19 protein-coding genes are annotated in these 22,265 nt (G+C 57.1%); 2 read left to right on the top strand and 17 right to left on the bottom strand.

Going from position 1 to position 22,265, the window contains the following annotated elements:
- Nucleotides 1-16: 16 nt before the first annotated feature.
- The 7 genes from AC2FIO_RS02305 to purC form a co-directional block, all read right to left on the bottom strand.
- The gene (locus AC2FIO_RS02305; RefSeq protein WP_496695389.1) at nt 17-2,845 is read right to left on the bottom strand and encodes an Rne/Rng family ribonuclease; all 2,829 of its coding nucleotides are present in this window, start codon (nt 2,843-2,845) and stop codon (nt 17-19) included.
- 508 nt (nt 2,846-3,353) lie between these two features.
- Nucleotides 3,354-4,688 (bottom strand): sigma-54-dependent transcriptional regulator, encoded by a 1,335-nt coding sequence (locus tag AC2FIO_RS02300; protein ID WP_108858689.1) that lies wholly within the window; start codon nt 4,686-4,688, stop codon nt 3,354-3,356.
- A 12-nt stretch (nt 4,689-4,700) separates the two neighbouring features.
- A complete protein-coding gene (locus AC2FIO_RS02295) occupies nt 4,701-6,479 on the bottom strand; it encodes a sensor histidine kinase (RefSeq protein ID WP_109311570.1) in 1,779 nt (592 codons plus the stop codon).
- Between the two features lie 36 nt (nt 6,480-6,515).
- Nucleotides 6,516-7,184: a phosphoribosylformylglycinamidine synthase subunit PurQ gene (gene purQ / locus AC2FIO_RS02290; protein ID WP_113790693.1), complete on the bottom strand. Its 669-nt coding sequence runs from the start codon at nt 7,182-7,184 to the stop codon at nt 6,516-6,518.
- 23 nt (nt 7,185-7,207) lie between these two features.
- Entirely contained in the window at nt 7,208-7,438 is a 231-nt protein-coding gene (purS, locus tag AC2FIO_RS02285) for a phosphoribosylformylglycinamidine synthase subunit PurS (protein ID WP_058271544.1), read from the bottom strand.
- Between the two features lie 118 nt (nt 7,439-7,556).
- Nucleotides 7,557-8,225, bottom strand: a complete 669-nt coding sequence (locus tag AC2FIO_RS02280) for a MarC family protein (protein ID WP_282168365.1) — start codon at nt 8,223-8,225, stop codon at nt 7,557-7,559.
- Between the two features lie 138 nt (nt 8,226-8,363).
- On the bottom strand, nt 8,364-9,119 hold the full coding sequence (gene purC, locus AC2FIO_RS02275) for a phosphoribosylaminoimidazolesuccinocarboxamide synthase (RefSeq protein ID WP_058271542.1): 756 nt from the start codon (nt 9,117-9,119) through the stop codon (nt 8,364-8,366).
- Nucleotides 9,120-9,306: 187 nt separating this feature from the next.
- On the opposite strand from purC, the gene AC2FIO_RS02270 reads away from it, so the two are divergent.
- Entirely contained in the window at nt 9,307-9,624 is a 318-nt protein-coding gene (locus tag AC2FIO_RS02270) for a DUF1476 domain-containing protein (protein ID WP_058271541.1), read from the top strand.
- Between the two features lie 117 nt (nt 9,625-9,741).
- Nucleotides 9,742-10,758 carry a betaine--homocysteine S-methyltransferase gene (gene bmt / locus AC2FIO_RS02265; RefSeq protein WP_282118503.1) on the top strand — a complete coding sequence of 339 codons (1,017 nt, stop codon included), beginning with the start codon at nt 9,742-9,744 and terminating at the stop codon, nt 10,756-10,758.
- 5 nt (nt 10,759-10,763) lie between these two features.
- Here bmt and AC2FIO_RS02260 read toward each other — a convergent pair whose 3' ends face one another.
- The 10 genes from AC2FIO_RS02260 to AC2FIO_RS02215 all read right to left on the bottom strand — a co-directional run bounded on the left by AC2FIO_RS02260 (nt 10,764) and on the right by AC2FIO_RS02215 (nt 22,185).
- Nucleotides 10,764-11,540, bottom strand: coding sequence for an enoyl-CoA hydratase-related protein (locus AC2FIO_RS02260; RefSeq protein WP_496695384.1), 777 nt, complete (start codon nt 11,538-11,540; stop codon nt 10,764-10,766).
- Nucleotides 11,541-11,615: 75 nt separating this feature from the next.
- Nucleotides 11,616-12,071 carry a cytochrome c-type biogenesis protein gene (locus AC2FIO_RS02255; protein ID WP_058271538.1) on the bottom strand — a complete coding sequence of 152 codons (456 nt, stop codon included), beginning with the start codon at nt 12,069-12,071 and terminating at the stop codon, nt 11,616-11,618.
- Complete coding sequence (locus AC2FIO_RS02250) at nt 12,068-14,032, bottom strand: heme lyase CcmF/NrfE family subunit (protein ID WP_496695382.1); 1,965 nt, start codon at nt 14,030-14,032, stop codon at nt 12,068-12,070. The genes AC2FIO_RS02255 and AC2FIO_RS02250 overlap by 4 nt, the downstream gene beginning before the upstream one ends.
- A gap of 74 nt (nt 14,033-14,106) precedes the next feature.
- The gene (locus AC2FIO_RS02245) at nt 14,107-14,685 is read right to left on the bottom strand and encodes a holin family protein (RefSeq protein ID WP_496695380.1); all 579 of its coding nucleotides are present in this window, start codon (nt 14,683-14,685) and stop codon (nt 14,107-14,109) included.
- Nucleotides 14,676-15,287, bottom strand: coding sequence for a holin-associated N-acetylmuramidase (locus tag AC2FIO_RS02240; protein WP_496695379.1), 612 nt, complete (start codon nt 15,285-15,287; stop codon nt 14,676-14,678). Before AC2FIO_RS02240 ends, AC2FIO_RS02245 begins: the two co-directional genes overlap by 10 nt.
- A 124-nt stretch (nt 15,288-15,411) precedes the next feature.
- Nucleotides 15,412-15,858, bottom strand: coding sequence for a cytochrome c maturation protein CcmE (gene ccmE, locus AC2FIO_RS02235; RefSeq protein WP_496695377.1), 447 nt, complete (start codon nt 15,856-15,858; stop codon nt 15,412-15,414).
- 7 nt (nt 15,859-15,865) lie between these two features.
- Nucleotides 15,866-16,894 (bottom strand): N-acetyl-gamma-glutamyl-phosphate reductase, encoded by a 1,029-nt coding sequence (argC, locus tag AC2FIO_RS02230; protein ID WP_058271534.1) that lies wholly within the window; start codon nt 16,892-16,894, stop codon nt 15,866-15,868.
- Nucleotides 16,895-16,988: 94 nt separating this feature from the next.
- Complete coding sequence (gene murI / locus AC2FIO_RS02225) at nt 16,989-17,798, bottom strand: glutamate racemase (protein ID WP_282118509.1); 810 nt, start codon at nt 17,796-17,798, stop codon at nt 16,989-16,991.
- Between the two features lie 8 nt (nt 17,799-17,806).
- Complete coding sequence (locus tag AC2FIO_RS02220; protein WP_496695375.1) at nt 17,807-18,685, bottom strand: lysophospholipid acyltransferase family protein; 879 nt, start codon at nt 18,683-18,685, stop codon at nt 17,807-17,809.
- Nucleotides 18,686-18,765: 80 nt separating this feature from the next.
- Nucleotides 18,766-22,185 (bottom strand): indolepyruvate ferredoxin oxidoreductase family protein, encoded by a 3,420-nt coding sequence (locus AC2FIO_RS02215; RefSeq protein WP_496695373.1) that lies wholly within the window; start codon nt 22,183-22,185, stop codon nt 18,766-18,768.
- Between the last annotated feature and the right edge of the window lie 80 nt (nt 22,186-22,265).

Raw genomic sequence — 22,265 nt, 5'->3', positions numbered from 1 at the left:
GGCCCGCCTCTTCTTATTACTGACCCAGTGACCACCAACCACGCCGCTTGGGTTTGGCCGGCTGCTCCGGTTCTTCGGCCACGACCTCCAGAACCGGCTCAGGGGCTTCTTCAACCATTATGTCCGCTGGTTCTTGCGGGTCTTCTGCGGCCACTTCGGCCACAGGTTCGGGTTGTTCGGCCTCTGCAGGTTCAACCTTTTCTTCAACGACGCTTTCCGCTTCGGGCGTGGGCAGCTCTGCCACCGCTTCGGCCTGTTCAACCTTCTCGGCGGTTTCAACAGGAGCTTCAACAGGTGCATCCGTCACACCAGTTTCCTCGGCCGGTGCGTCAGGGCTTGCGGCCTGGGCATCCTTGCTCACAACAGCTTCAGCAGCGACTTCTTCCGTAGCTTCAACAGGTTCCGCGTCCTTCTTCTTACGGCGCGGTGCACGGCGGCGCTTGGGCTTGGCTGCTTTTTCCTCTTCGGCAGGCTCAGATGCTTCACCCTCGGGTTTTGCGTCATCCGCCGCTTCGGTTTTGGCTTCATCCGATTCCTCGGACGCCGCCGCGTCACCCTCTTCAGCGTTCACCTCAGGAGTTTCGTCAGAACCATTGCTCTTTTTCCGACGGCGGCGACGACGCTTGCGCTTGGGCTTGGCATCCTCTTCGGCCTGAACGGTGGTTTCCTCTTCGACCGGCTCTTCCTCGCTGGCGTCGACAAGATCCATCAGGGACGCATCCACTGAAACAACGGGCGCGCTGGCTTCGGGAACGATCCGGCTTGCCGTCTTGAATTTCTCCATCGAGAAATCAGGGCTGACCAGATGTACGTCGCCTTCAACACGTACAGACAGGCCATAACGGGCCTCAATCTGTGCGATATGCTCGCGTTTCTGGTTCATCAGGAAGTTGGCGATGCTGACAGGGCAACGAACAAGCACCTCGCGCGAACGGCGGCGTGTACCCTCTTCCTCGATCTGCCGCAGGATCGACAGCGCCATGTTGTCGTCCGACCGGATCAGACCCGTTCCGTGGCAAGCCGGGCATGGCTGAGTCGTGGCCTCCAACATGCCGGGACGCAGACGCTGGCGGCTCATCTCCATAAGACCAAAGCCTGAGATACGGCCAACCTGAATGCGCGCACGGTCTGTTTTCAGCCGTTCTTTCATACGCTTTTCGACGGCGAGATTGTTCTTGCGCTCGTCCATGTCGATAAAGTCTATGACGATCAGACCGGCCAGGTCGCGCAGACGCAGCTGGCGGGCCACCTCTTCTGCGGCCTCAAGGTTGGTCTTGAGTGCGGTTTCCTCGATCGAGCCCTCTTTGGTCGCCCGACCCGAGTTCACGTCAATCGCGACCAGCGCTTCGGTCACGCCGATCACAATGTAACCACCCGATTTCAGCTGAACGGTCGGGTTGAACATCCCCGCCAGATAGCTTTCGACCTGATAGCGTGCAAACAGCGGCAGCGCATCCTCGTACCGTTTCACGTTCTTCGCGTGTGACGGCATGATCATCTTCATGAAGTCTTTGGCGATGCGATAACCGCCTTCGCCTTCGACCAGAACCTCATCAATTTCGCGATTATAGAGATCACGGATCGACCGTTTGATCAGATCGCCTTCTTCATAGATTTTCGCCGGCGCAATCGATTTCAGCGTCAGTTCGCGAATCTGCTCCCACATGCGCTGCAGGTATTCATAGTCGCGCTTGATCTCAGATTTTGTCCGCTTGGCACCCGCTGTCCGAATAATCAGACCCGCACCGGTTGGAACGTCAATTTCCGCAGCAATTTCCTTGAGCTTTTTACGGTCAGGTGCGTTGGTGATTTTGCGGCTGATTCCACCGCCACGAGCCGTGTTCGGCATCAAAACGCAGTATCGACCTGCCAGAGACAAGTAGGTTGTCAGGGCAGCGCCTTTGTTGCCACGTTCTTCCTTGACGACTTGCACCAGCAAGACCTGGCGGACCTTGATAACCTCTTGAATCTTATAGCGACGTGGCCGCGGCTTGCGAACCGGGCGAATGTCTTCGCTGTCATCCTCGTCGGCGACGGATTCAATCGAATCGTCCTTCGCGGTGGCATCAGCTCGCGCTTCTTCTTCAGACTTGCCCTCGTTTTCTTCGGTCGCGTCCTCCGAAGCTTCGGGTGCATCTTGTGGTTGTGCTTCGTTAACCGCGTCATCGGACTTGTCGGCGGCTTCCTCATCTTTGGATTCTGTCGCCTCGATTGCAGGCGCATCAGAGCTATTCGCTGCCTCGCTACTGTCTTCCGACGACGCACCCTCTGCTGCACCATCAGCGTCGGTTTCAGACGCCGCCACATCATCACCAGGCTCTTCTACCGGTGTTTCAGCAACGCGATCTGCCGGGGATGTGCCCTCAAGGTCCGGGCCATCAGCGCCGTCTTCGCTTTCGTCCAGATCAATGGTTTCCATGCCGGTGGGTTCGTTCGATACTTCAATCGACTCAACCGCATCGTCAGACTTAACGTCCGCAGCCTTCGACCGCGACCGTGACCGGCGTTTCTTCGGCTTGGCCTCTTCGGCTTCGTCACGCGCTTTCATTGCCTCAGCATAGGCGCGCTCTTCTTCCATCAGCGCTTCGCGATCGGCCACGGGGATCTGATAGTAATCCGGATGGATTTCCGAAAACGCCAGGAACCCATGCCGGTTCCCGCCATAATCCACAAAGGCCGCCTGAAGTGACGGTTCGACCCGGGTTACTTTTGCAAGATAGATGTTGCCAGCAAGCTGGCGTTTGTTTTCGGATTCAAAATCGAATTCCTCGACCTTGTTTCCGTCAACCACCACGACGCGGGTTTCCTCCGCGTGGGTGGCATCGATAAGCATTTTCTTAGCCATGTGTCCTTGGTGCACCGCGCCAAACGCGTTGTCCTTACCCGTCCGGGGGGACAGGCGCTTTTGGGGTGGTGTCTTGTCAGGGCGATTTCGGACGGCGCGCGGCAGGGTCTGGCGCTGTGGCCCCCTGCCCGTATACTCAATCGTTGCGCGCGCGTCATCGCGGTTCTTCTCCGACAGGCGCAGATCTAACCGCCGCCTGCCCATTTATTCCTTTCGCCCGCTGATGCGGGCTCAGGCGTTCATCTGCCCCTATGGGGCATAATCGGTCTGCTTTGCCTTGCGGGATTGATCACCATCAACGGCAGAGCAGCGAAACTCAAAGATTCGGGACTTTTGGGCGCAAATTAGCCCTGCCCGTCCAGATACAATAAAAGCAGTCCTGTGGAAAACACAATGGGCAAACTGCGAGAAGAACAATACAAAGCCCCGGGATCACTTCATCTGGCCAGAAATATCCCGGGGGTAATTTGAGCCGCAGGCTCAAGAGGGGGCTGCCCCCCTCTCTTTCTCACAAATAGTCCGAGCGCTGCAGCCCGTATTTCGCCATTTTCTCGTTCAAGGTCCGGCGTGGCAGGCAAAGTTCGTCCATCACAGACGCAATCGATCCCTTGTGCCGCCGCATTGTATTGTCGATCAACATCCGTTCGAACGCCTCAACATACTCCTTAAGCGGTTTGCCTTCGGTCGTCATGACCGGCTGCATTTCTTCGTGATCGGACATCAACAGCGACGCAATCGTCCCCGATCCACGTCGCGATTGAAGAACAGCCCGTTCCGCGATGTTGATCAACTGCCGTACATTTCCCGGCCATGGCGCCTGTAACAGCTGCGCCGCTTCTTGGGCACTCACCTGCGGCGCTTCGCAGCCGTACTCTTCAGAAAACTGCTCGCTCAGACGGGTGAACAGCGTCAGGATGTCCTCGCCACGCTGACGCAATGGCGGCATCGTGATCCGCAGCGCCGCCAGGCGATAGAACAGGTCCGGGCGCAGAACGTCTTCGCTGGTCTTGCCTGCTTCCTGCAGGTTCGAAATTGCGATGATCCGGGTTTCAGCCGGGGTGCCCTGGTCATTCATCACGCTCAACAGGCGGGCCTGCAGCGTATCGCTCAGTGCTTCTACGTCTTCCAGCACAAGTGTACCGCCCCGCGCCTCTTCGATCGCAGGCAACTGCGCATCTTCCGGCATCATTGGGCCAAACAGGCGTTTCGACAGCGCTTCTTCCTCAAGCGCGGCACAGGACACCAGTACAAACTTCTTACCAGCACGGCTGCCGACCGCGTGCAGCGCATGGGCCACAAGTGTCTTGCCAGTGCCGGTCTCACCATCGATCAGTACATGGCCATCGGCCTGGCCCAGATCGAGGATATCTTCGCGCAGACGCTCCATGACCGGGCTGGCCCCGATCAGTTTGTTCATGATCTGGGTTCCACCTGACAGTTCGCGCCTCAGTGCACGGTTGTCCAAGGTCAGTCGGCGCGCGTTGCTGGCGCGTTTGGCCAGTTCCGACATGCGATCAGGGTTAAAAGGCTTTTCAAGGAAATCAAACGCCCCTACGCGCATCGCTTCCACTGCCATTGGCACATCGCCATGGCCAGTGATCATGATGACCGGCAACGTGCTGTCAGCCCCCATCAGCTTTTTCAGGAGCTGAATGCCGTCCATGCCCGGCATTTTGATATCCGAGATCACGATACCCGGATATTCCGGTCCCAACACTTTCAGCGCGTCCTCTGCGCTGGCGAAGGTTTCCGTGTCATATCCCGACAGTGCCAGCCATTGGCTGATCGACTGGCGCATGTCCTGTTCGTCATCCACAATGGCGATTTTCATGGCCTGTGCCATAGTCATTCCTCGTTATTCCGCGGCCTCAAGGCCGTCGCTTCCCAGTATCGGCAACTGCATCTCGAACACGGCCCCGCCTTGCGGGCTGTTTCGTGCTGTCAGCCGTCCACCATGGTCGTTTACGATCCCCGATGAGATGGCAAGCCCCAGACCGACCCCGTCGCCGGGCTGTTTCGTAGTATAGAACGGTTCGAACAGGTTTTCGATGTTCTCGATTCCATAGCCGTTGTCGCGCACTGTCAGCACCGCCGTATCGCCCGCTGCCAGTATGATTTCGACATCCGGTTCGGATACTGATTTGGTGGCGTCCAGAGCATTGCGCAAGAGGTTCACCATCACCTGCTCGATCCGCATCCGGTCCCCCATCACAGACACCGGTTCATCGGGCAGTATCTGGGTGATCTTGACGTGACGCTGGCGCAGCTGCGGCTCCATCATGGAGAGGGACGCTGCCAGCGCTTCACTAAGGTTTACTGGGGAAAACGTATCCGCACCCTTCCGCGCATAGGATTTGAGCTGACGGGTAATCGCCCCCATCCTTTCGATCAAACCATCGATCCGACCAAAGCTTGCCAGCGCCTCTTCCGGCCGGTTCCGACGCAGCAAAAGACGTGCGCCAGCCAGGTAGGTTTTCATTGCAGCCAGAGGTTGATTTAGCTCATGGCTCACGGCCGCCGACATCTCGCCCAAAGCGGCCAGTTTCGAGCTTTGCGCCAGCGTCTGTTCGGCAACTTCCAGTGTTTTTTCAACCCGTTCCCGCTCAGCAATTTCCCGCTTTAGCCTTGAGTTCAATGCGCGAAGCTCTGCCGACTCGCGTTGGAACAACGCCATGCGGAACGTGGCTCGGCGGCTAAGCGCGTAGAAGGCCAAGGCCAGAAGAATCGCAAAACCCATGATCTCAAGCGCGATAACACTGTTCACTTTTTCCCGAATCGACTCGTAGGTGGTGAACGAGGTCATTTTCCAACCGCGAAACGGGATGCGCGTTTCCATCCGCATCACTGCCTCGCCCTGCAGGTAGGCGTCTGGCGGCAAGGCGGTCCAGTCGGTCGTGGCACGAATTGCACGCTGGATAGCACCTTGCGCCGGCTGGCGCAGCAATGCGGCGTTTTCTTCAAGCCCGCGCCATTGCGGTTCAGTCGACAGAATGATCGTCCCGGTGCTGTCCGTCACCATCACAGCGTCGGAAATACCTGCCCAGGCGCGCTCGAATTTCTGCAGGTCAACTTCGACCACGATAACGCCAAGAACCTCGGCGTTCGCCTCCATTCGTCTTGAATAGACAAAGCTGTAGCCGCCCGAATCTTTTTCAATCACCGTGAATATTGTCGAATTCGCCCGCACCGCATCAATGAAATACGGCGAACTCCGGTGTGGCTCTCCCAAACGCGCGCGATCAGTGGCCGCAACAGTACGGCCATCACCGTCCAGCAACATCAGCGAGGCCGCGCCGATCTCTTCAACAAACGAGATCAAACGCTGGGTGGACAGCGAATAATCACTGGACTGCAGCGCGGAAATCAATGTGGGGTCGCGCGCTAAAAGCTGCGGAACAATTGCATTTCGGCGCAGTTCGCTCAGCAAGTTGCCTGAATACAGCGCCAGTCGCACTTCGGCCCGGTTTCGTGTGGATTCGGTAAACCGGTCCGTCAGTAGACGGTTGGTTACATAAACCGTGGTAACCGTTGCGATCAAAAGAAAGATAACCGCCAAGCGCAGCCGCCAACCCAATGGCGCACCACGAAACGGTTTTGTCAGAAAGGACCAGCCAGAGCGAACTTCGGAACTCATCCCGGAAAGTTACGCGGGCTGGATCGTAAGCTCAAGTCACGCCGGAGCAAGAACGCCAGACAATGCGCGGAACAATGCCGTTCCGTCCGTTCCGCCATGGCCGTCGTCTGCCGCACGTTCAGGGTGTGGCATCATTCCCAGCACCCGACGGTTTTCAGACAGGATACCGGCAATATCTCCGACCGAGCCGTTCGGATTCTCGGTATAGGTGAACGCGACCCGATCCTGATCCTGCAGTTTGGCCAGTGTGGCGTCATCCGCAAAATAGTTACCATCATGGTGCGCGATCGGAATACCGATCACATCGCCCGCATTGTAACCTTCGGTGAAGGCACTGTCGCTGGTTTCCACCTTCAGGCCAACCGTGCGGCAGATGTATTTCAGACCGGCATTTCGCAGCAACGCACCCGGCAGGATGCCGGTTTCTGTCAGGATCTGAAACCCATTGCAAACACCAACGGCATAACCGCCACGTTTGGTATGATCGACCACGGCCTTGCAGATCGGCGACTGTGCGGCGATGGCACCGCAGCGCAGGTAGTCGCCGTAGGAAAAGCCACCCGGAACACCGACGATATCCACACCTTCGGGCAGCGCGGCGTCCTTGTGCCAGACCATATCGACCTGAAAACCAGCCTGTTCGAAAGCGACGGCAAGATCCCGATCACAATTGGACCCTGGGAATACGATGACAGCTGCGCGCATGGCGGGGCCTCCGGGGATAAGGTTCAGACCAGTTCGACTTCGTAGCGTTCGATGACCGTGTTGGCCAACAGCTTTTCGCACATCTCGGTGATGTCCGCCTCGGTCGCGCCTTCGGCCAGCTCAAGGTCGATCACCTTGCCCTGCCGCACACCTTCGACCTGATCAAAGCCCATGGCACCCAATGCGTGACGCACCGCCTCACCCTGCGGGTCGAGGACCCCGTTCTTGAGCATTACATGCACACGTGCTTTCATTCGCGCAACTCCAGCTGAGGGCCGATGTTGTCGGCCCGTTCCGTTGAGCGGGGGATAACGCGCTGGAAGGCGTTCGACAACCCTTCTTGAGGTGGGCAGATGACCGCACTTACACCCGCTACCCGCCACCACCGGAATTCAAACCGGGATAGTGCGCGTCGATTGCATTGAACGTGCCTGTCAAAACCATCTCGATTGCGACCGCCACAAGTATGAGAGCCATGACCCGGGTGATGACATTAATCATCGTCATACCCAATAGGCGCGAGATCGGATCGGCGAACAACAAGCCAAGGCCAACGATCAAACAGGCGATCACGATTGCCGTTCCAAGGGTTACTACTTCGGCACCATCGCTAAGCGTATGAGAGTAAACGATTGTTATCGCAATAGTGCCAGGCCCGATAGTCAACGGAATAGCAAGCGGTACAACGGCGATGTTTTCTTTTTTCCTATGCCCATCCTCTACAGCTTGCTGATCCCCTTGTGACCTGTCCGAAGCGTTCAGCATCGACATACCAATTCCGAAGATGATTAGCCCCCCGGCAATACGGAACGAAGGTATGTCGATCCCGAACACAGCCAGGATCTCTTCTCCGATCACAACCGCTATCAGGCCGACTATGATCACTGTCCCCGTCACGATAAACGCTACCCGCCGGCGTTCGGGGGCCGAATATCCTTTCGTCATGCTAAGAAAAATCGGGATTCCGTAGAGCGGGTTGAAAATAGCCAGAAGGGCTGCAAGGAATTTTAGAAAAACTGCCTGATCAAACAATTCGGCCATGTATAGCGCCACCCTCGTTTTCGTATTTGCCCGACAATGCCGGACAACCGGTAACCCTGTCAAACCGCTAGATACAAAGAAAAAAGCACCGCTTTGGGTAAAGCGGTGCTTTTAACAATATGCGGTTCGCCTGTGTGATCAGTTGATCAGCGTAGGCTTAGCGACGTTACTTTTCGGCAAAACGCCCAGCCGGCGTGCGACTTCGGAATAGGCGTCCGTCAGACTGCCCAGATCGCGGCGGAATACGTCTTTGTCCAGTTTTTGACCGGTTTCGATATCCCACAGACGGCAACTGTCGGGGCTGATTTCATCGGCCACGATCAAACGCTGGAAATCCCCATCATAAACACGGCCAATCTCGATCTTGAAATCGACCAGACGAATGCCGACAGCCAGCATCATGCCGCTCATAAAATCATTGACGCGCAGCGCGAGGCTCAGGATATCGTCCATGTCCTGTTGGCTGGCCCAGCCAAAGGCAGCGATGTGTTCCTCAGTAACCAGCGGATCACCCAACGCGTCGTCTTTATAGCAATATTCGACAATTGGGCGCGGCAGTTGCGTACCTTCGGCAATGCCCAAACGTTTCGACATTGTTCCCGCGGCATAGTTGCGAACTATGATTTCAAGCGGAACAATCTCGCAATTGCGCACCAATTGCTCACGCATGTTCAGGCGACGGATGAAATGGGTCGGAACGCCAATCTGGTTGAGGCCGGTCATGAAGAACTCGCTCAGACGGTTGTTCAGCACGCCCTTACCGTCGATGACATCTTTCTTTTCCGCATTAAACGCGGTGGCATCATCCTTGAAGTACTGCACAATGGTGCCAGGCTCTGGGCCTTCATACAGAATTTTGGCCTTACCTTCGTAGATCTTTTTGCGACGCGCCATGAGCGACCTTTCCAGTCCGGGGCGAGGGAATGAGTCCCTTCGCGTTGGCGCCCTCATAGTCCAAGCCCCCCTTTCCCGCAAGTTCAGCGGACCGAGAGGCTTTGACGCAGCGCAATTCCCTTGCACAGGCGCTCAGCTATAGTCATATCATCAATTAAGAAGATGTAAGCTATGAGGTCCACAAACAATGACCACTTTTGACGAACGCGAAAACGCTTTTGAAGCAAAATTCGCTCATGACGAAGAAATGCAGTTCAAAGCACAGGCGCGCTGCAACAGATTGCTGGGCCTCTGGGCCGCAGAAAAGATGGGCAAGTCCGGCGAGGACGCCGAAGCCTATGCCAAAACCGTAGTAATCGCCGATTTCGAAGAGGCCGGGCACGAAGATGTCGTGCGCAAAGTCGCCGGTGATTTGGGCGCGCTGTCGTCCGATGAGGAAATCCGCGCAAAAATGGCCGAGCTTTTGCCCCAAGCCAAAGCGCAGGTCCTGAGCGAAACCGAATAAAAAAACACTCGGCTCATGATCTTCATGAGTTTTATGAATTTGATTTGATGCCCCGGTCATGAGACACGGGGCGTCTCTATTTTTAACGGCCCCATTCGGCTATTTGGGAATACCCCCATGACAAATGCGCTCAATAAACTTCTGGAAACAAATGATGCTTTGCTGGCCGATGGTGCCACGGGCACGAACTTGTTCAATATGGGCCTGCAATCAGGTGACGCGCCCGAGCTGTGGAATGTCGAAGCACCGGATAAAATCCGCGCTTTGTACCAAGGTTCGGTTGACGCCGGCAGCGACTTGTTTCTGACCAACACCTTCGGCGGCACATCCGCGCGCCTGAAATTGCACGACGCCCAGAACCGGGTTGGTGAGTTGAATCGGATCGGTGCCGAACTGGGCCGTGAAGTGGCGGACAAATCTGGTCGCACCGTTGTTGTCGCAGGCTCTGTTGGTCCGACCGGTGAGATCATGGAACCTATTGGCAGCCTGTCCCATGCCGGCGCTGTTGAGATGTTTCACGAGCAAGCCGAAGCGCTGAAAGAAGGTGGCGCGGACGTTCTATGGGTCGAAACCATCAGCGCACCCGAAGAATTCAGAGCGGCAGCAGAAGCTTTTGCGCTGGCCGACATGCCCTGGTGTGGCACCATGAGCTTTGACACTGCCGGACGTACTATGATGGGTGTGACCTCCGCAGATCTGGCTCAATTGGTCGAAACCCTGCCCAATCCGCCGATTGCATTCGGTGCCAACTGCGGCACGGGCGCGTCGGACATCCTGCGCACGGTTCTTGGATTTGCGGCTCAGGGAACCGAACGTCCGGTGATTTCCAAAGGCAACGCGGGTATCCCGAAATATGTCGATGGCCATATCCACTATGACGGCACGCCTGAATTAATGGGGCAGTACGCCGCGATGGCACGGGATGCGGGTGCCACGATCATCGGCGGGTGCTGTGGCACCATGCCAGATCACCTGCGCAAAATGCGCGAGGCACTGGATACAACCAGCCGCGGCACGCGCCCGACGCTGGATCAGATCACGGATGCTTTAGGCCCGTTCTCATCAGCTTCGGACGGTACCGGAGACGATGCGGCAGTGCCTGAACGGCGCAATCGCCGCCGCCGCCGCGCTTAAATCTTTCAGCGCCCCTCGAATTTCGGGGGGCGTTTTTCCATGAAGGCAACTACCCCTTCGGCAAAGTCGCGCGAACGGCCACAGTCGCCCTGCAAATGCGCCTCCATCTCCAGTTGCTGCGGCAGAGTGTTGTCGTAAGTTCCGCGGATTGCCTGTTTGATCGCGCCAAACGCGGTGGTCGGTCCGTTTGCCAGATAGGCAGCTCGCTTGCGCCAATGCGCGTCGAAATCGTCGTCAGCCACCGCTTCCCAGATCATTCCCCATTCGTCCGCCTGTCTGGCACTGACCTTGTCGGCAAACAGCGCAGCGCCCATGGCCTTGGCGAACCCCATCTGGCGTGGCAGGAACCACGTGCCGCCCGCATCCGGCATCAAGCCGATACGGGAAAACGCCTGCAGGAAATACGCGCTTTCAGTCGCAATCACCACATCGGCGCTGAGCGCAATGTTCGCCCCGGCCCCGGCAGCTGGTCCGTTGACGGCTGCGATGGTTGGGACCGGACAGTTGTAGATGGATTCCAGCATGGGATCGTATTCGTCGCGCAGTGTGCGTTCCAGATCAATCCGGCCTGTGCTGGAAGAATCGCCGAGGTCCTGACCCGAGCAGAAGGCGCCCCCTGCCCCTGTCAGCACGATTGCCCGCGCATGCCGGGCCGCATGTGTCATCGCATGGGTGACCTCGGCCCGCATCTGTGCGGTCAGCGCGTTCATCTTGTCGGGCCGGTTCAGGGTTACCACTGCCAGATTGTCAGTGATATCCAGCAGTATAGCCTCATAGTCCATGTAGTCCTCTCCCCATGCTCACGGCATTAGGGAACCCTGACTCAATTCAAGACGAAGGGAAAGAAATACGGTGGGTCAGTCGTCAAGAATCTGGCGCAGTCGTTCTTTCTCAGCTTCGCTGAGGCCGTCCTTGACTTCAGTGCCCACCGCCTGAGATCGGTTGCGTAAAAAACTCCAGCCTATCACGGCGGCGATCAACAGCATGATCGGACCGGCCAGCCAAAGCATCAGGTTCGCCCCCGTAACCGTAGGCTTTAACAGAACGTATTCACCGTAACGATCCACGATAAAATCGACCGCTTCCTCATCCGTATCGCCCGCGACCAGCCGTTCGCGCAGCAGCAGGCGCAGGTCGCGAGCAAGTTCGGCATTGCTTTCGTCGATGCTTTCGTTGCGGCAGACAAGGCAGCGCAGGCCGGTGCTCAGGTCACGCGCGCGTTGCTCCAGGACCGGGTCCTCCAGTACCTCGTCTGGCTGCACCGCAAACAAGGGCGATGCGATCAGGGCGAAAATCAGGATCAGACGCTTCATTCCGCCGGTACTCCGCCCGAGGGTGCTTTGCGCGCACCCGCTGCCACCCGGAACCTGCGGTCAGTCAAGCTCAGAAGCCCGCCTAATGCCATCAGGATACATCCGCCCCAGATCCAGTTGGCCAGAGGTTTGATGTAAGTCCGCATGACCCAACCACCATCGGCTTGCTGGTCCCCTATCACGACATAGAGGTCGCCCCAAAAGCGATAGTCGATCGCCGCCTCGGTAGTAGGCATCCGGGCAACGGGGTAATTGCGTTTCTCGGGATGCAGCGTGCCCATAGACCGACCGCTCTTTTCAACCTGAACATCCGCAGTGGTTGAAAAATAGTTCGGCCCTTGCACGTCGCGGACATTTTCAAGCGTCAGTGTGAACTGCCCAACTTCAAACGGCTGACCGGGCTGCGCAACGCGGATATCTTCAACCTCCCACGCGGTCAGACCGGCAATGGCAAAGATGGTCACGCCAAGCCCGGTATGAGCCACAGCTTTACCCCAGTCCGCGCCAGGTAAGCGGAACAGACGTTGGATACTACCCTTGCGACCGGTGCGGCTCCACAAGTCCACAGCCGCACCTAAAGTGATCCAGGCCCCAAGAAACAGTCCGATTGGCCCAAGGGCGCTGCGCCCGGTCTGCATAACCCAGACCAACAGGGCCACCGCGACCGACAAGATGAACACATAGCGCAGGGAATAGGCCGTCTTGCCCAATTTGCCCCGTTTCCATGGCAACATGGACCCTATCGGCAAAGCAATTCCCAAGGCCACCATGAAGGGCGTGAAGGCCGCGTTGAAGAACGGCGCCCCGACCGAGAGCTTACGGTCAAACGCCATCTCGGCCACCATCGGCCACATCGTTCCGAAGAATACCACGAAACAGCTGACTGCCAGCAGGATGTTATTTAGAATCAACGCGCTTTCGCGGCTGACAACGCTGAACACACCCTTTGCCTCCATCGCTTGTGCGCGGGTCGCGAACAGGGTCAGTGCGCCACCGATGAAGAGCACCAGAATGATCAAGATAAAGACGCCGCGTTCCGGGTCATTTGCAAAGGCATGCACAGAAGTCAGCAAGCCCGACCGTACGATGAATGTCCCGATCAGCGAAAAGCCGAATGCGATGATGGCCAAAAGGATGGTCCAACTTTTCAACGCTTCGCGTTTTTCCACGACGATGGCGGAATGCAACAGGGCAGCGGCCAAAAGCCATGGCATGAACGAGGCGTTTTCCACCGGGTCCCAGAACCAGAAACCACCCCACCCCAGCTCGTAATAGGCCCACCATGATCCCAGAGCGATGCCAATGGTCAGGAATATCCACGCGGCCAGGGTCCACGGACGCACCCAGCGGCCCCATGCGGCATCAACACGCCCTTCGATCAGGGCGGCCACAGCAAAACTGAATGCCATGCTAAGCCCCACATAACCCAGATACAGGAACGGCGGATGGAAGGCCAAGCCGGGATCCTGCAACAACGGGTTCAGGTCGCGACCGTCAAACGGGGCGACGATCAGCCGATCAAAGGGGTTCGAGGTGAACAGGATGAACGCAAAAAACGCCACCGCAATCATCGATTGAACCGACAGAACCCGCGCTTTCAATGTCGGTGGCAAGCCACCTCCGAAAAACGCAGCCATCGCTCCGAACAATGACACGATAAGAACCCACAACAGCATCGAGCCCTCGTGGTTTCCCCACGTCCCGCTGATCTTGTACAGCATCGGCTTGGCCGAATGGCTGTTCTCGACGACCACACGCAGGGAAAAGTCCGAAGTCACGAACGCCCAGACCAAGGCTCCGAACGAGAAAGAAACCAGCAAGAACTGGACGATTGCCGCGGGTTCCGCGACCCCCATCCAGCCGACCCAGCGTTTGGCTGCGCCGATCAAGGGAACGATCGACTGCACGATTGCGACGAGGAAGGCGAGGATCAGCGCGAAATGGCCAAGTTCTGTAATCATGCCCCGGATATAATCCTGTTGCGTGACAAGCACCAATCACTTTCGCCCTCTTGCCGCGAACATAGTGTCGCGGGTCAGCCGGCCCTTTTGCGCCGCCATGTCTCTAACGCAGGGTTTTCGTCGGATTTTATTGTGTCTGCTGTCAGTGCCGCGTCCGGGCCGGGTTTGGCCACACCCACGCTGTCGCTACGCATCGCCGCCAGCGCCTTTAGGTTCCCAACCACTTGCGGAGTGCGCATCATAGTGGCGGAAATATCGCGTTGCAATTCTTGCACCTTGGCCTGATGCCGCGCGCCGAAATAAAAGGACACAATCACCCCCAGCAACCACCACAACGGCTCGGGTACTAGGGCGATCCCCTGCATACGCGCCGAAAACCAGACCGGATCAACCATGGCTGCCACGAAAAGACCAAGCGTTCCCAGTGCCATCGCGGGCCTGGGCAGGCGGTTAAGACCGTCGATAAACCGATCAAACGGAGCTTTTCCAGCGCCATGGAATTCTGCCGCGAACTGACTGACGGCCTGTTGTCGGACCTGTAAACCCCTCTCGGCGCCGCTTTCGGCATTTTCCCGAAAGACTTCGACAGTTTCGCGTATGATGTTGCGCTCGTTTCCAAACAGAAAACCCAAAATGCCCGAGATCAATCCCATCGTGAAACCCTCTTTTGGAACTCTGCATCCGTCAGATGATAGGAGGGCGAAACAAACTCTTCCGCTCGTCGGATCCAGCCCCCTTTACCGCCCGCCCTGCTACGCGCGTATTTGCGGGACGCGGGCCTTCGGTCCGCGAGACGGAAATAATAGTTGCGGCGCGCGACCCCATAGGCATCTGCGAACGTTACCGGGTCGGACTTGGCCGCGCTTTGGCATGCCCGAGCTGTCTGTGGCCCGACAACACCGTCAACGACTACGTCGAATCCCATTTCGTGCAACAATCGCTGCAGAATCCGAACTGCCTGCGCACCGGCATTGACGTACATGTCAAAAACCGAGGGTTGGACCACCTGGGGCAACAGTCTCAGGAGCGGAAGCTCAAAATAATGCCGGACGAAAATGTCGATGGCTTGTGCTTTGCTGAGCCTTCGCACATCCGTTCGGTCCACCACTCCATCACCGGACAAATCCAGACCCAGACGCCGCATGGTATGAACGGTCACACCATAGTTTGTTGCGCCGCCCGGATCATCCGGGTCATCTACGAACCCGCCCTCTCGCCCCACGATCTCAGTCGCAATTTGCCGAACCGTCTGCATCGCACCCTCCGCCCGTGATTGCGCAAAGGCTCGGGTAAATTCGTTAACACGTGGCAATTAAAAAGGGCGCTGAGTGTCATGTGCACGCAACGCCCTTGTTTTCAAACTAGAATTCGGTCCTGGATCAGCCTCCGTTGACCTCCTTATAGACACCCTGTTCCTTCAAGGCATCTACGACCTCTTTCGGCATGTAGGTTTCATCGTGTTTGGCAAGAATTTCAGTGGCTTCGAAAACGCCATTTACGTAAGATCCGGTGCCGATCATTCCCTGATTTTCTGTGAACAGGTCCGGCAGAACGCCGGTAAAGGCTACGGGAACACTATCGCCGCCATCGGTCACGACGAAGCGTACCGTCTTGCCCTGCCCCCGCACGATCGAGCCTTCTTCGACCAGTCCGCCAATCCGAAATACTTCGGTCGGCTTGGGGGGCTCGGCGATCACCTGACTGGGTGAACGGAAGAAATTGATGCCGTCCCGCATGGCATACCCAATCAACGCCGTCGACAGCGCCAAAGCGACAGCTGCCAGCACAATAACCTGAATTCGACGACGTTTCTTGAGCGTTTTCATACCGTCCTCACGGGAACAAGGGGGCCATCATCAGGCCCCGGGTTTCATCCTCACCTAACATCAGGTTAGCGTTCTGCAAGGCTTGCCCACTGCTACCTTTTGTCAGGTTATCCAACGCGCCAATCACAATGGCCCGGCGTTCTATCCGATCTGCCACCACACCGATATGGCAGAAGTTCGATCCCCGCACATGGTGGGTCGAGGGTGCCTCGCCAAAGGGCAGCATCTGGATAAAGGGTTCGTCTACGTAAGCCTTTGCCAGTGCCTCATATACGCTGCTCGGATCACCCTTGACATAAGTCGTTGCCAGAATACCCCGGTTGGCCGGGATCAGGTGTGGTGTGAATTGCACATGAACGGTCCGCCCGGCCAGAGCCGAGAATTCCTGATCAAACTCACCCAGATGTCGATGCGTGCCACCAACCGCATAGGCGTTGTAACCTTCGCTAAGCTCTGCATGCAGCAGGTTTTCCTTCAGCGACCGCCCTGCCCCGGACACAGCGCATTTCAGATCCAACACAATATCGTCCAGATCAATGACGCCGGCCGAAATCAGCGGGCGCAGCACGTACTGACCAGTCGCCGCATTGCAGCCGGTTCCGGCCACAAGGCGCGCATTGCGGATCTCATCCCGATAGAACTCGGTCAGGCCATAGACCGCCTCTTCCTGCTGCTCCATTGCCACATGCGGGTTTCCGTACCACTTCTCGTACTCTTCTGGGTCGCGCAGCCTGAAATCCGCAGACAGATCGACGATCTTCAGGGTCTTGGGCAAGTCCCGAATGACTTCTTGGCTGGTTTTATGCGGCAGCGCGCAAAAACACAGGTCGACTTGCGAAAAGTCGATCTCGGAGATTTTGCACAGATCCGGCAAGTCCATGTGCCGCAGATGCGGAAAGACCTGCGCCATCGACTGACCAGCCTTACGCTCGGCTGCCAGCGCGACGATGTCCATATTCGGGTGCTCAGCGATCAGCCGCACCAGTTCAGCGCCGGTATAACCAGATGCGCCCAAAATTGCGATTCTATGGGTCATGTGAGACCTCTTGTTTCAGTGTGTCACAGGATACGATCGCCGGTGTGACGGTCGTTGAACTACGGGATCAAACAGGCTGCGTCCTTGACCTAAGTCAGGCAGCCTCGAAGGTGATTTGTCGTCGGAGGAATTGTGTCGCCCTGTCGCTGACAAACGCGGGCTTGCCGGTGGTCAAAAATCCACCCTCGCCGTTTCCTTGCATTTTCGGGTGCCGTTGCAGGTAGTCCGCAAGGCTTTCGGCCACCAGATCACCCTGACTGTAAACCTGTACACCCGACCCCAGCGCCTTTTGGAAAGTCTCAGCCATCAACGGGTAGTGAGTACAGCCTAGAATCGCCGCCTGCGGTTCCGGCATCTTGCGCCTTAGCGCGTCCACATGGGACCGAACCAGCGCTTCTGCCAGGATCATGTCGCCGTCTTCAATCGCGTCTACGACGCCTCCACAGGCCTGCGCCTCGACATCTACACCGATGGCTCGAAATGCCAATTCCCGCTGAAAGGCCCGACTGGACACTGTGGCGGGCGTTGCGAACAGGGCCACGTGTTTGACGGCGACTTCCCGCGGCGGGCTGTTATCGCCCCATTGCCGTTCCGTCAGCGCTTCGATCAGCGGAACAAACACGCCAAGCACGCGCTTGCCTTCGGGCACCCCCTCTTCCTGCATCCGGCGTAACGCCGCAGCACTAGCAGTATTGCAGGCCAGAATCACCAGGTCACAGCCCCGGTTCCACAGATCGTTTACCGCCCTGCGTGTCAGGTCGTAAATGTTTTCAGCGTCCCGCACGCCGTAGGGCGCGTGTTCGCTGTCCGCGAAATACAGAAAATCCACGTCGGGCAGACGTTTCTGCGCGGCGTTCAGGACGGTCAAGCCGCCCAACCCGGAATCAAAGATGCCTACTGCCATTTGCCCCTTCAGGCGCGATGCCGTTCCTCAAATTCATAGCCATAGTCATAAGACTTCAGCGGCTTCGGGGACAGCTCATACGTGGCTTTGCGCAAGAAATCCATCATCTTGCGTTTGTCAGTGGATAACGGGTCCAAAACGTCGCGGGAAATCGGCTCTCCGATGACCACTTTAACCGGCGTATCGACGCGTTTCTTGAACTCTTTGATCAGCAATCCCATGCGCAAAGTGTTGTGCAGATGGCTGGCAACCTGGAACAAGCGCGAGGTGTGACCGTCAAAGAAAACGGGCACGACAGTCGCGTTAGATTTGGCCACCATTCTTGCGGTAAACCCGCGCCACCCCGGATCCATTGGATGTGAGAACGGCTTTAAGCCCGTGCTGACCGTGCCACCCGGGAAAATCCCTATGGCACCGCCATTACCAAGATAGTTCAGCGCGGTTTTCCGGGTTTCAATATTCTGCTTCATCGCCTCTTTCGTTTCATCAAACGATATCGGCAGGATAATGTTGTCTAAGTCTTCGGCTTTCCGAAACACGTGGTTCGCCAGAATGCGAAAATCGCCGCGCGCTTCGGACAAGATATGCCCCATCATCATCCCGTCCAGAATGCCATATGGATGGTTGGCAATAAGGATCAGTGGCCCGGTTTTGGGAATGTTGGACAAAGAACCGCCAACCACATCCAGCGAAAGCCCGTACCTCTCGACCATGACCGACCAGAAATCACGCCCGTCGGCCACTTGTTTTTCATACCCGTCTGCACGCTTAATCAGGCGCAAGCGACCCGTTGTGTTTTCCATCAACTTAATAACCATACGCCCACCTTTGGTTTCGGCGGAATAGGCATAAGAGATGTCACGAGCAACGTGGCGGCGCGAGGGCATTTCGGACTCCGATACTTGGCACCTGCTAGATAGTGCCAAGTAACAATTTTGCCTAGCTATCGTGACAGGCTTGTGACGGATTATTCAGCGGCGGCTTGCATTTCAGGACCGCCATTTCGAATGGTCGCCAACAGTTCTTCGCGCCTTTTTGCGGCCTTAGCCTCGTTTTCAAGTAGAACCGGGCCAAAGCCCTTAATCTCAAGCGGCAGCTTGGCCAAAGCGACAACCGCATCGTGAGTTTGTGGTATAACTAAGGGCGTTATCTCTTTGATATCGTGTTCATATTGCCGGATCAAGGCGCGCTCCATCCTTCGCTCGGTGCTGTAGCCAAAGATGTCCAATGGAGTACCACGCAGGCCTTTCAACCTGGAAAGCAGCTTCAACGGACCCAACATCCACTCTCCGAATGTCCGCTTGCGTGGCCGACCCTCTGCGTCCTTGCCACCCAAAATCGGTGGCGCAAGGTGCAGGGTCATTTTGAAGTCGCCGTCAAACTCGGCCGCAGCCTGTTCGCGACTACGCAGCAACAGACGCGCAACTTCGTATTCGTCCTTGTAGGACAACAGCTTATGATACCCTCTTGCGACGGCCTCTTTGACGGATTCATCCTCGAAGCTATCGACAAGCTTACGATAACGTTTTGCCAGACGGGCGCCTTGGTAGTCGGTCAGGTGCTGCGCACGGAAATCAATCAGCTGTTCTAAAGTTTTTGGCAGCTCAGTCACCTGAGGGCTCAAAATCGCGGTGACGTCCTGCGGATGCAGAACGGCCCAACGGCCGATATCAAAGGCGCGTTTGTTGCGCTCAACCGCGGTCCCGTTCAACTCGATCGCCTGTAACATCGCTTCATGGCTGATCGGTAGCAGACCACGTTGCCAGGCGGCACCCAGGACCATCATGTTCGAATAGATCGAGTCGCCCATAACCGCGCGCGCCAGATCAGTGGCGTCAAATAGCGACAGGCCCTCTTTCAGCCGTGCTTGCAGCGCAAGCTCTAGTCGATCACCGGGGATCTGAAAGTTTGTGTCGCGGGTAAAGTCGCCCGTGACGGTTTCATGGCTGTTAACCACGGCACCGGTTTGACCCGTGCGGGTCAGACCCAGGGTTTTGGCCCCAGCGGACACAACAAGGTCGCCCCCGATCAGCGCATGCGCCTCGCCGGTAGCCACACGAATGGCGCTGATATCTTCGGGTCGGTTGGCCAGACGGCAGTGGATGTGCACTGCGCCACCTTTTTGGGCCAGACCCGCCATCTCCATCATCCCGGCGCCCTTGCCGTCGATCTGAGCCGCTTGCGCCATCACAGCGCCCAGAGTGACCACTCCGGTCCCGCCAATACCGGTAATGACCACGTTATGTGTACCGTTGATCGTCGGCAGAACGGGCATCGGCAAGTCCGGCAAATCGATCTCGGTCGTGGCTTCTTTGCGGATCTTTGCCCCTTCCAACGTCACGAAAGACGGGCAAAACCCTTTTAGACAAGAGAAATCCTTGTTGCAGCTGGATTGATCAATAGCGCGCTTACGCCCAAGTTCAGTCTCCTTCGGAACGATCGAGACGCAGTTCGACTGAACCCCGCAATCACCGCATCCTTCGCAGATGTCCGAGTTGATGAACGCGCGCTTGTCCGGGTCGGGGAACGTACCTCGCTTGCGTCGGCGACGCTTTTCTGCCGCACAGGTCTGAACGTAGACGATGACCGAAACGCCTTCGATCTCGCGGAATTTCTTCTGCACGTTCATCAGTTCGGCGCGCTCAAAGGTTTCCACGCCGGACGGCATCGCCTTGAAGTTCACGTCTTCTTTTTCATCGTACACCACCGCCACATGCTGAACGCCCATGGCCTTGACCTCGGCCACGATCCGCTCTGCGCTTAGGTCTCCTTCGTTATCCTGCCCGCCGGTCATGGCGACGGCATCATTGAACAGGATTTTGAAGGTGATGTTGGTGCCTGCCGACAGCGCCGCTCGGATCGATTGAACGCCCGAGTGGTTGTATGTCCCGTCGCCCAGGTTCTGAAACACGTGATCGGTCGTCGAGAACGGCGCTTCGCCGATCCAGTTCGCACCCTCTCCGCCCATCTGGGTGAACCCGGTGGTTTCCCGATCCATCCACTGCACCATGTAGTGACAGCCGATCCCCGCATAGGCCCGGCTGCCGTCGGGCAGTTTGGTCGAACTGTTATGTGGGCAGCCTGAACAGAAATACGGCAAACGCGTTGCAATCTCTTCTGCATTATCCGCCCGGCGCGCCTCGGAAAGCTTGGCCATCCCAGCGCGCACCCCGTCTGTATCGCGCCCTTCCTCGATCAGGATATCGCCCAGTTTTTCGGCGATCATGATAGGGTCCAGTGCGCCGCGTGTCGGGAACAGTTCTTCACGATGCAAGGTACCGGCCCCGCCCTTGTACCAGCCGTAGACGCGACGCCCGCGGCGGTCGTCAAAGATGGCCTCTTTGACCTGAACCTCAATCAGTTTTCGTTTTTCTTCAACGATTACAATCAGGTCCAAACCCTCGGCCCAGTCATGGAAGCCTGCCATATCCAGCGGGAATGTCTGACCAATCTTGTAAGTCGTAATGCCCAGGCGCTCGGCCTCGGCCTCATTGATATTCAGCAGTGACATGGCGTGCGTCAGGTCCAGCCAGTTCTTGCCGGCCGCTACAAACCCGATTTTCGCACCCGGCTTGCCCCAGACACGCTTGTCCATCTTGTTCGCACGCGAGAACGTCTCGGCCGCGAACCGCTTATAGTCGATGACCCGCGCTTCCTGTAGGTGCGGTGTATCACCCAACCGAATGTTCAAACCACCTTCAGGCATGTCGAATTCGGGAACCACCACATTCATGCGATCCGGGCTGCCATCCACAACCGAAGTAACCTCGATCGTGTCTTTCATCGTCTTCAGGCCTACCCAGACGCCTGCAAACCGGCTGAGTGCGAACCCATAGATGCCATAGTCCAAGATTTCCTGCACACCAGCGGGGCTAACCACAGGCATGTACATATCGACCAAAGACCATTCGGATTGATGCAAAACGGTCGAGCTTTCGCCGGTATGGTCGTCGCCCATCGCCATCAGCACGCCGCCATGTTTGGCGGTTCCGGCCATGTTCGCGTGACGCATCACGTCGCCAGATCGGTCCACGCCCGGCCCCTTGCCGTACCAAAGACCAAAAACGCCGTCGAACTTGCCGTCGCCGCGTAGGCCGGCCTGCTGACTGCCCCACAATGCCGTGGCCGCCAGATCTTCGTTCAGCCCGAACTGAAAGGTCACATCGCTTTCAGCCAGATGTTTCTGGGCTCGCATCATCTGTTGATCTACAGCCCCAAGGGGCGAGCCGCGGTATCCGGTCACAAGACCCGCGGTATTCAGACCCGCCTCATTGTCCCGTGCCTTCTGCATCAGCATAAGACGCACCAGCGCCTGTGTGCCGTTCAAAAGAACGGGGTTTTTATCAAGATCGAACCGGTCGTTTAGCGATATTTGTGGCTGACTCATCGGACGCCTCCCCTCGTCAGATCAGTGTGCTTCATTCATACGCATTTTAGGTCAAAAAAGCTGACCTGTATAGGACCTAC

The organism is Ruegeria sp. CDSB086 (assembly GCF_059611065.1).
This window is presented reverse-complemented; position numbering and strand designations above follow the sequence as displayed.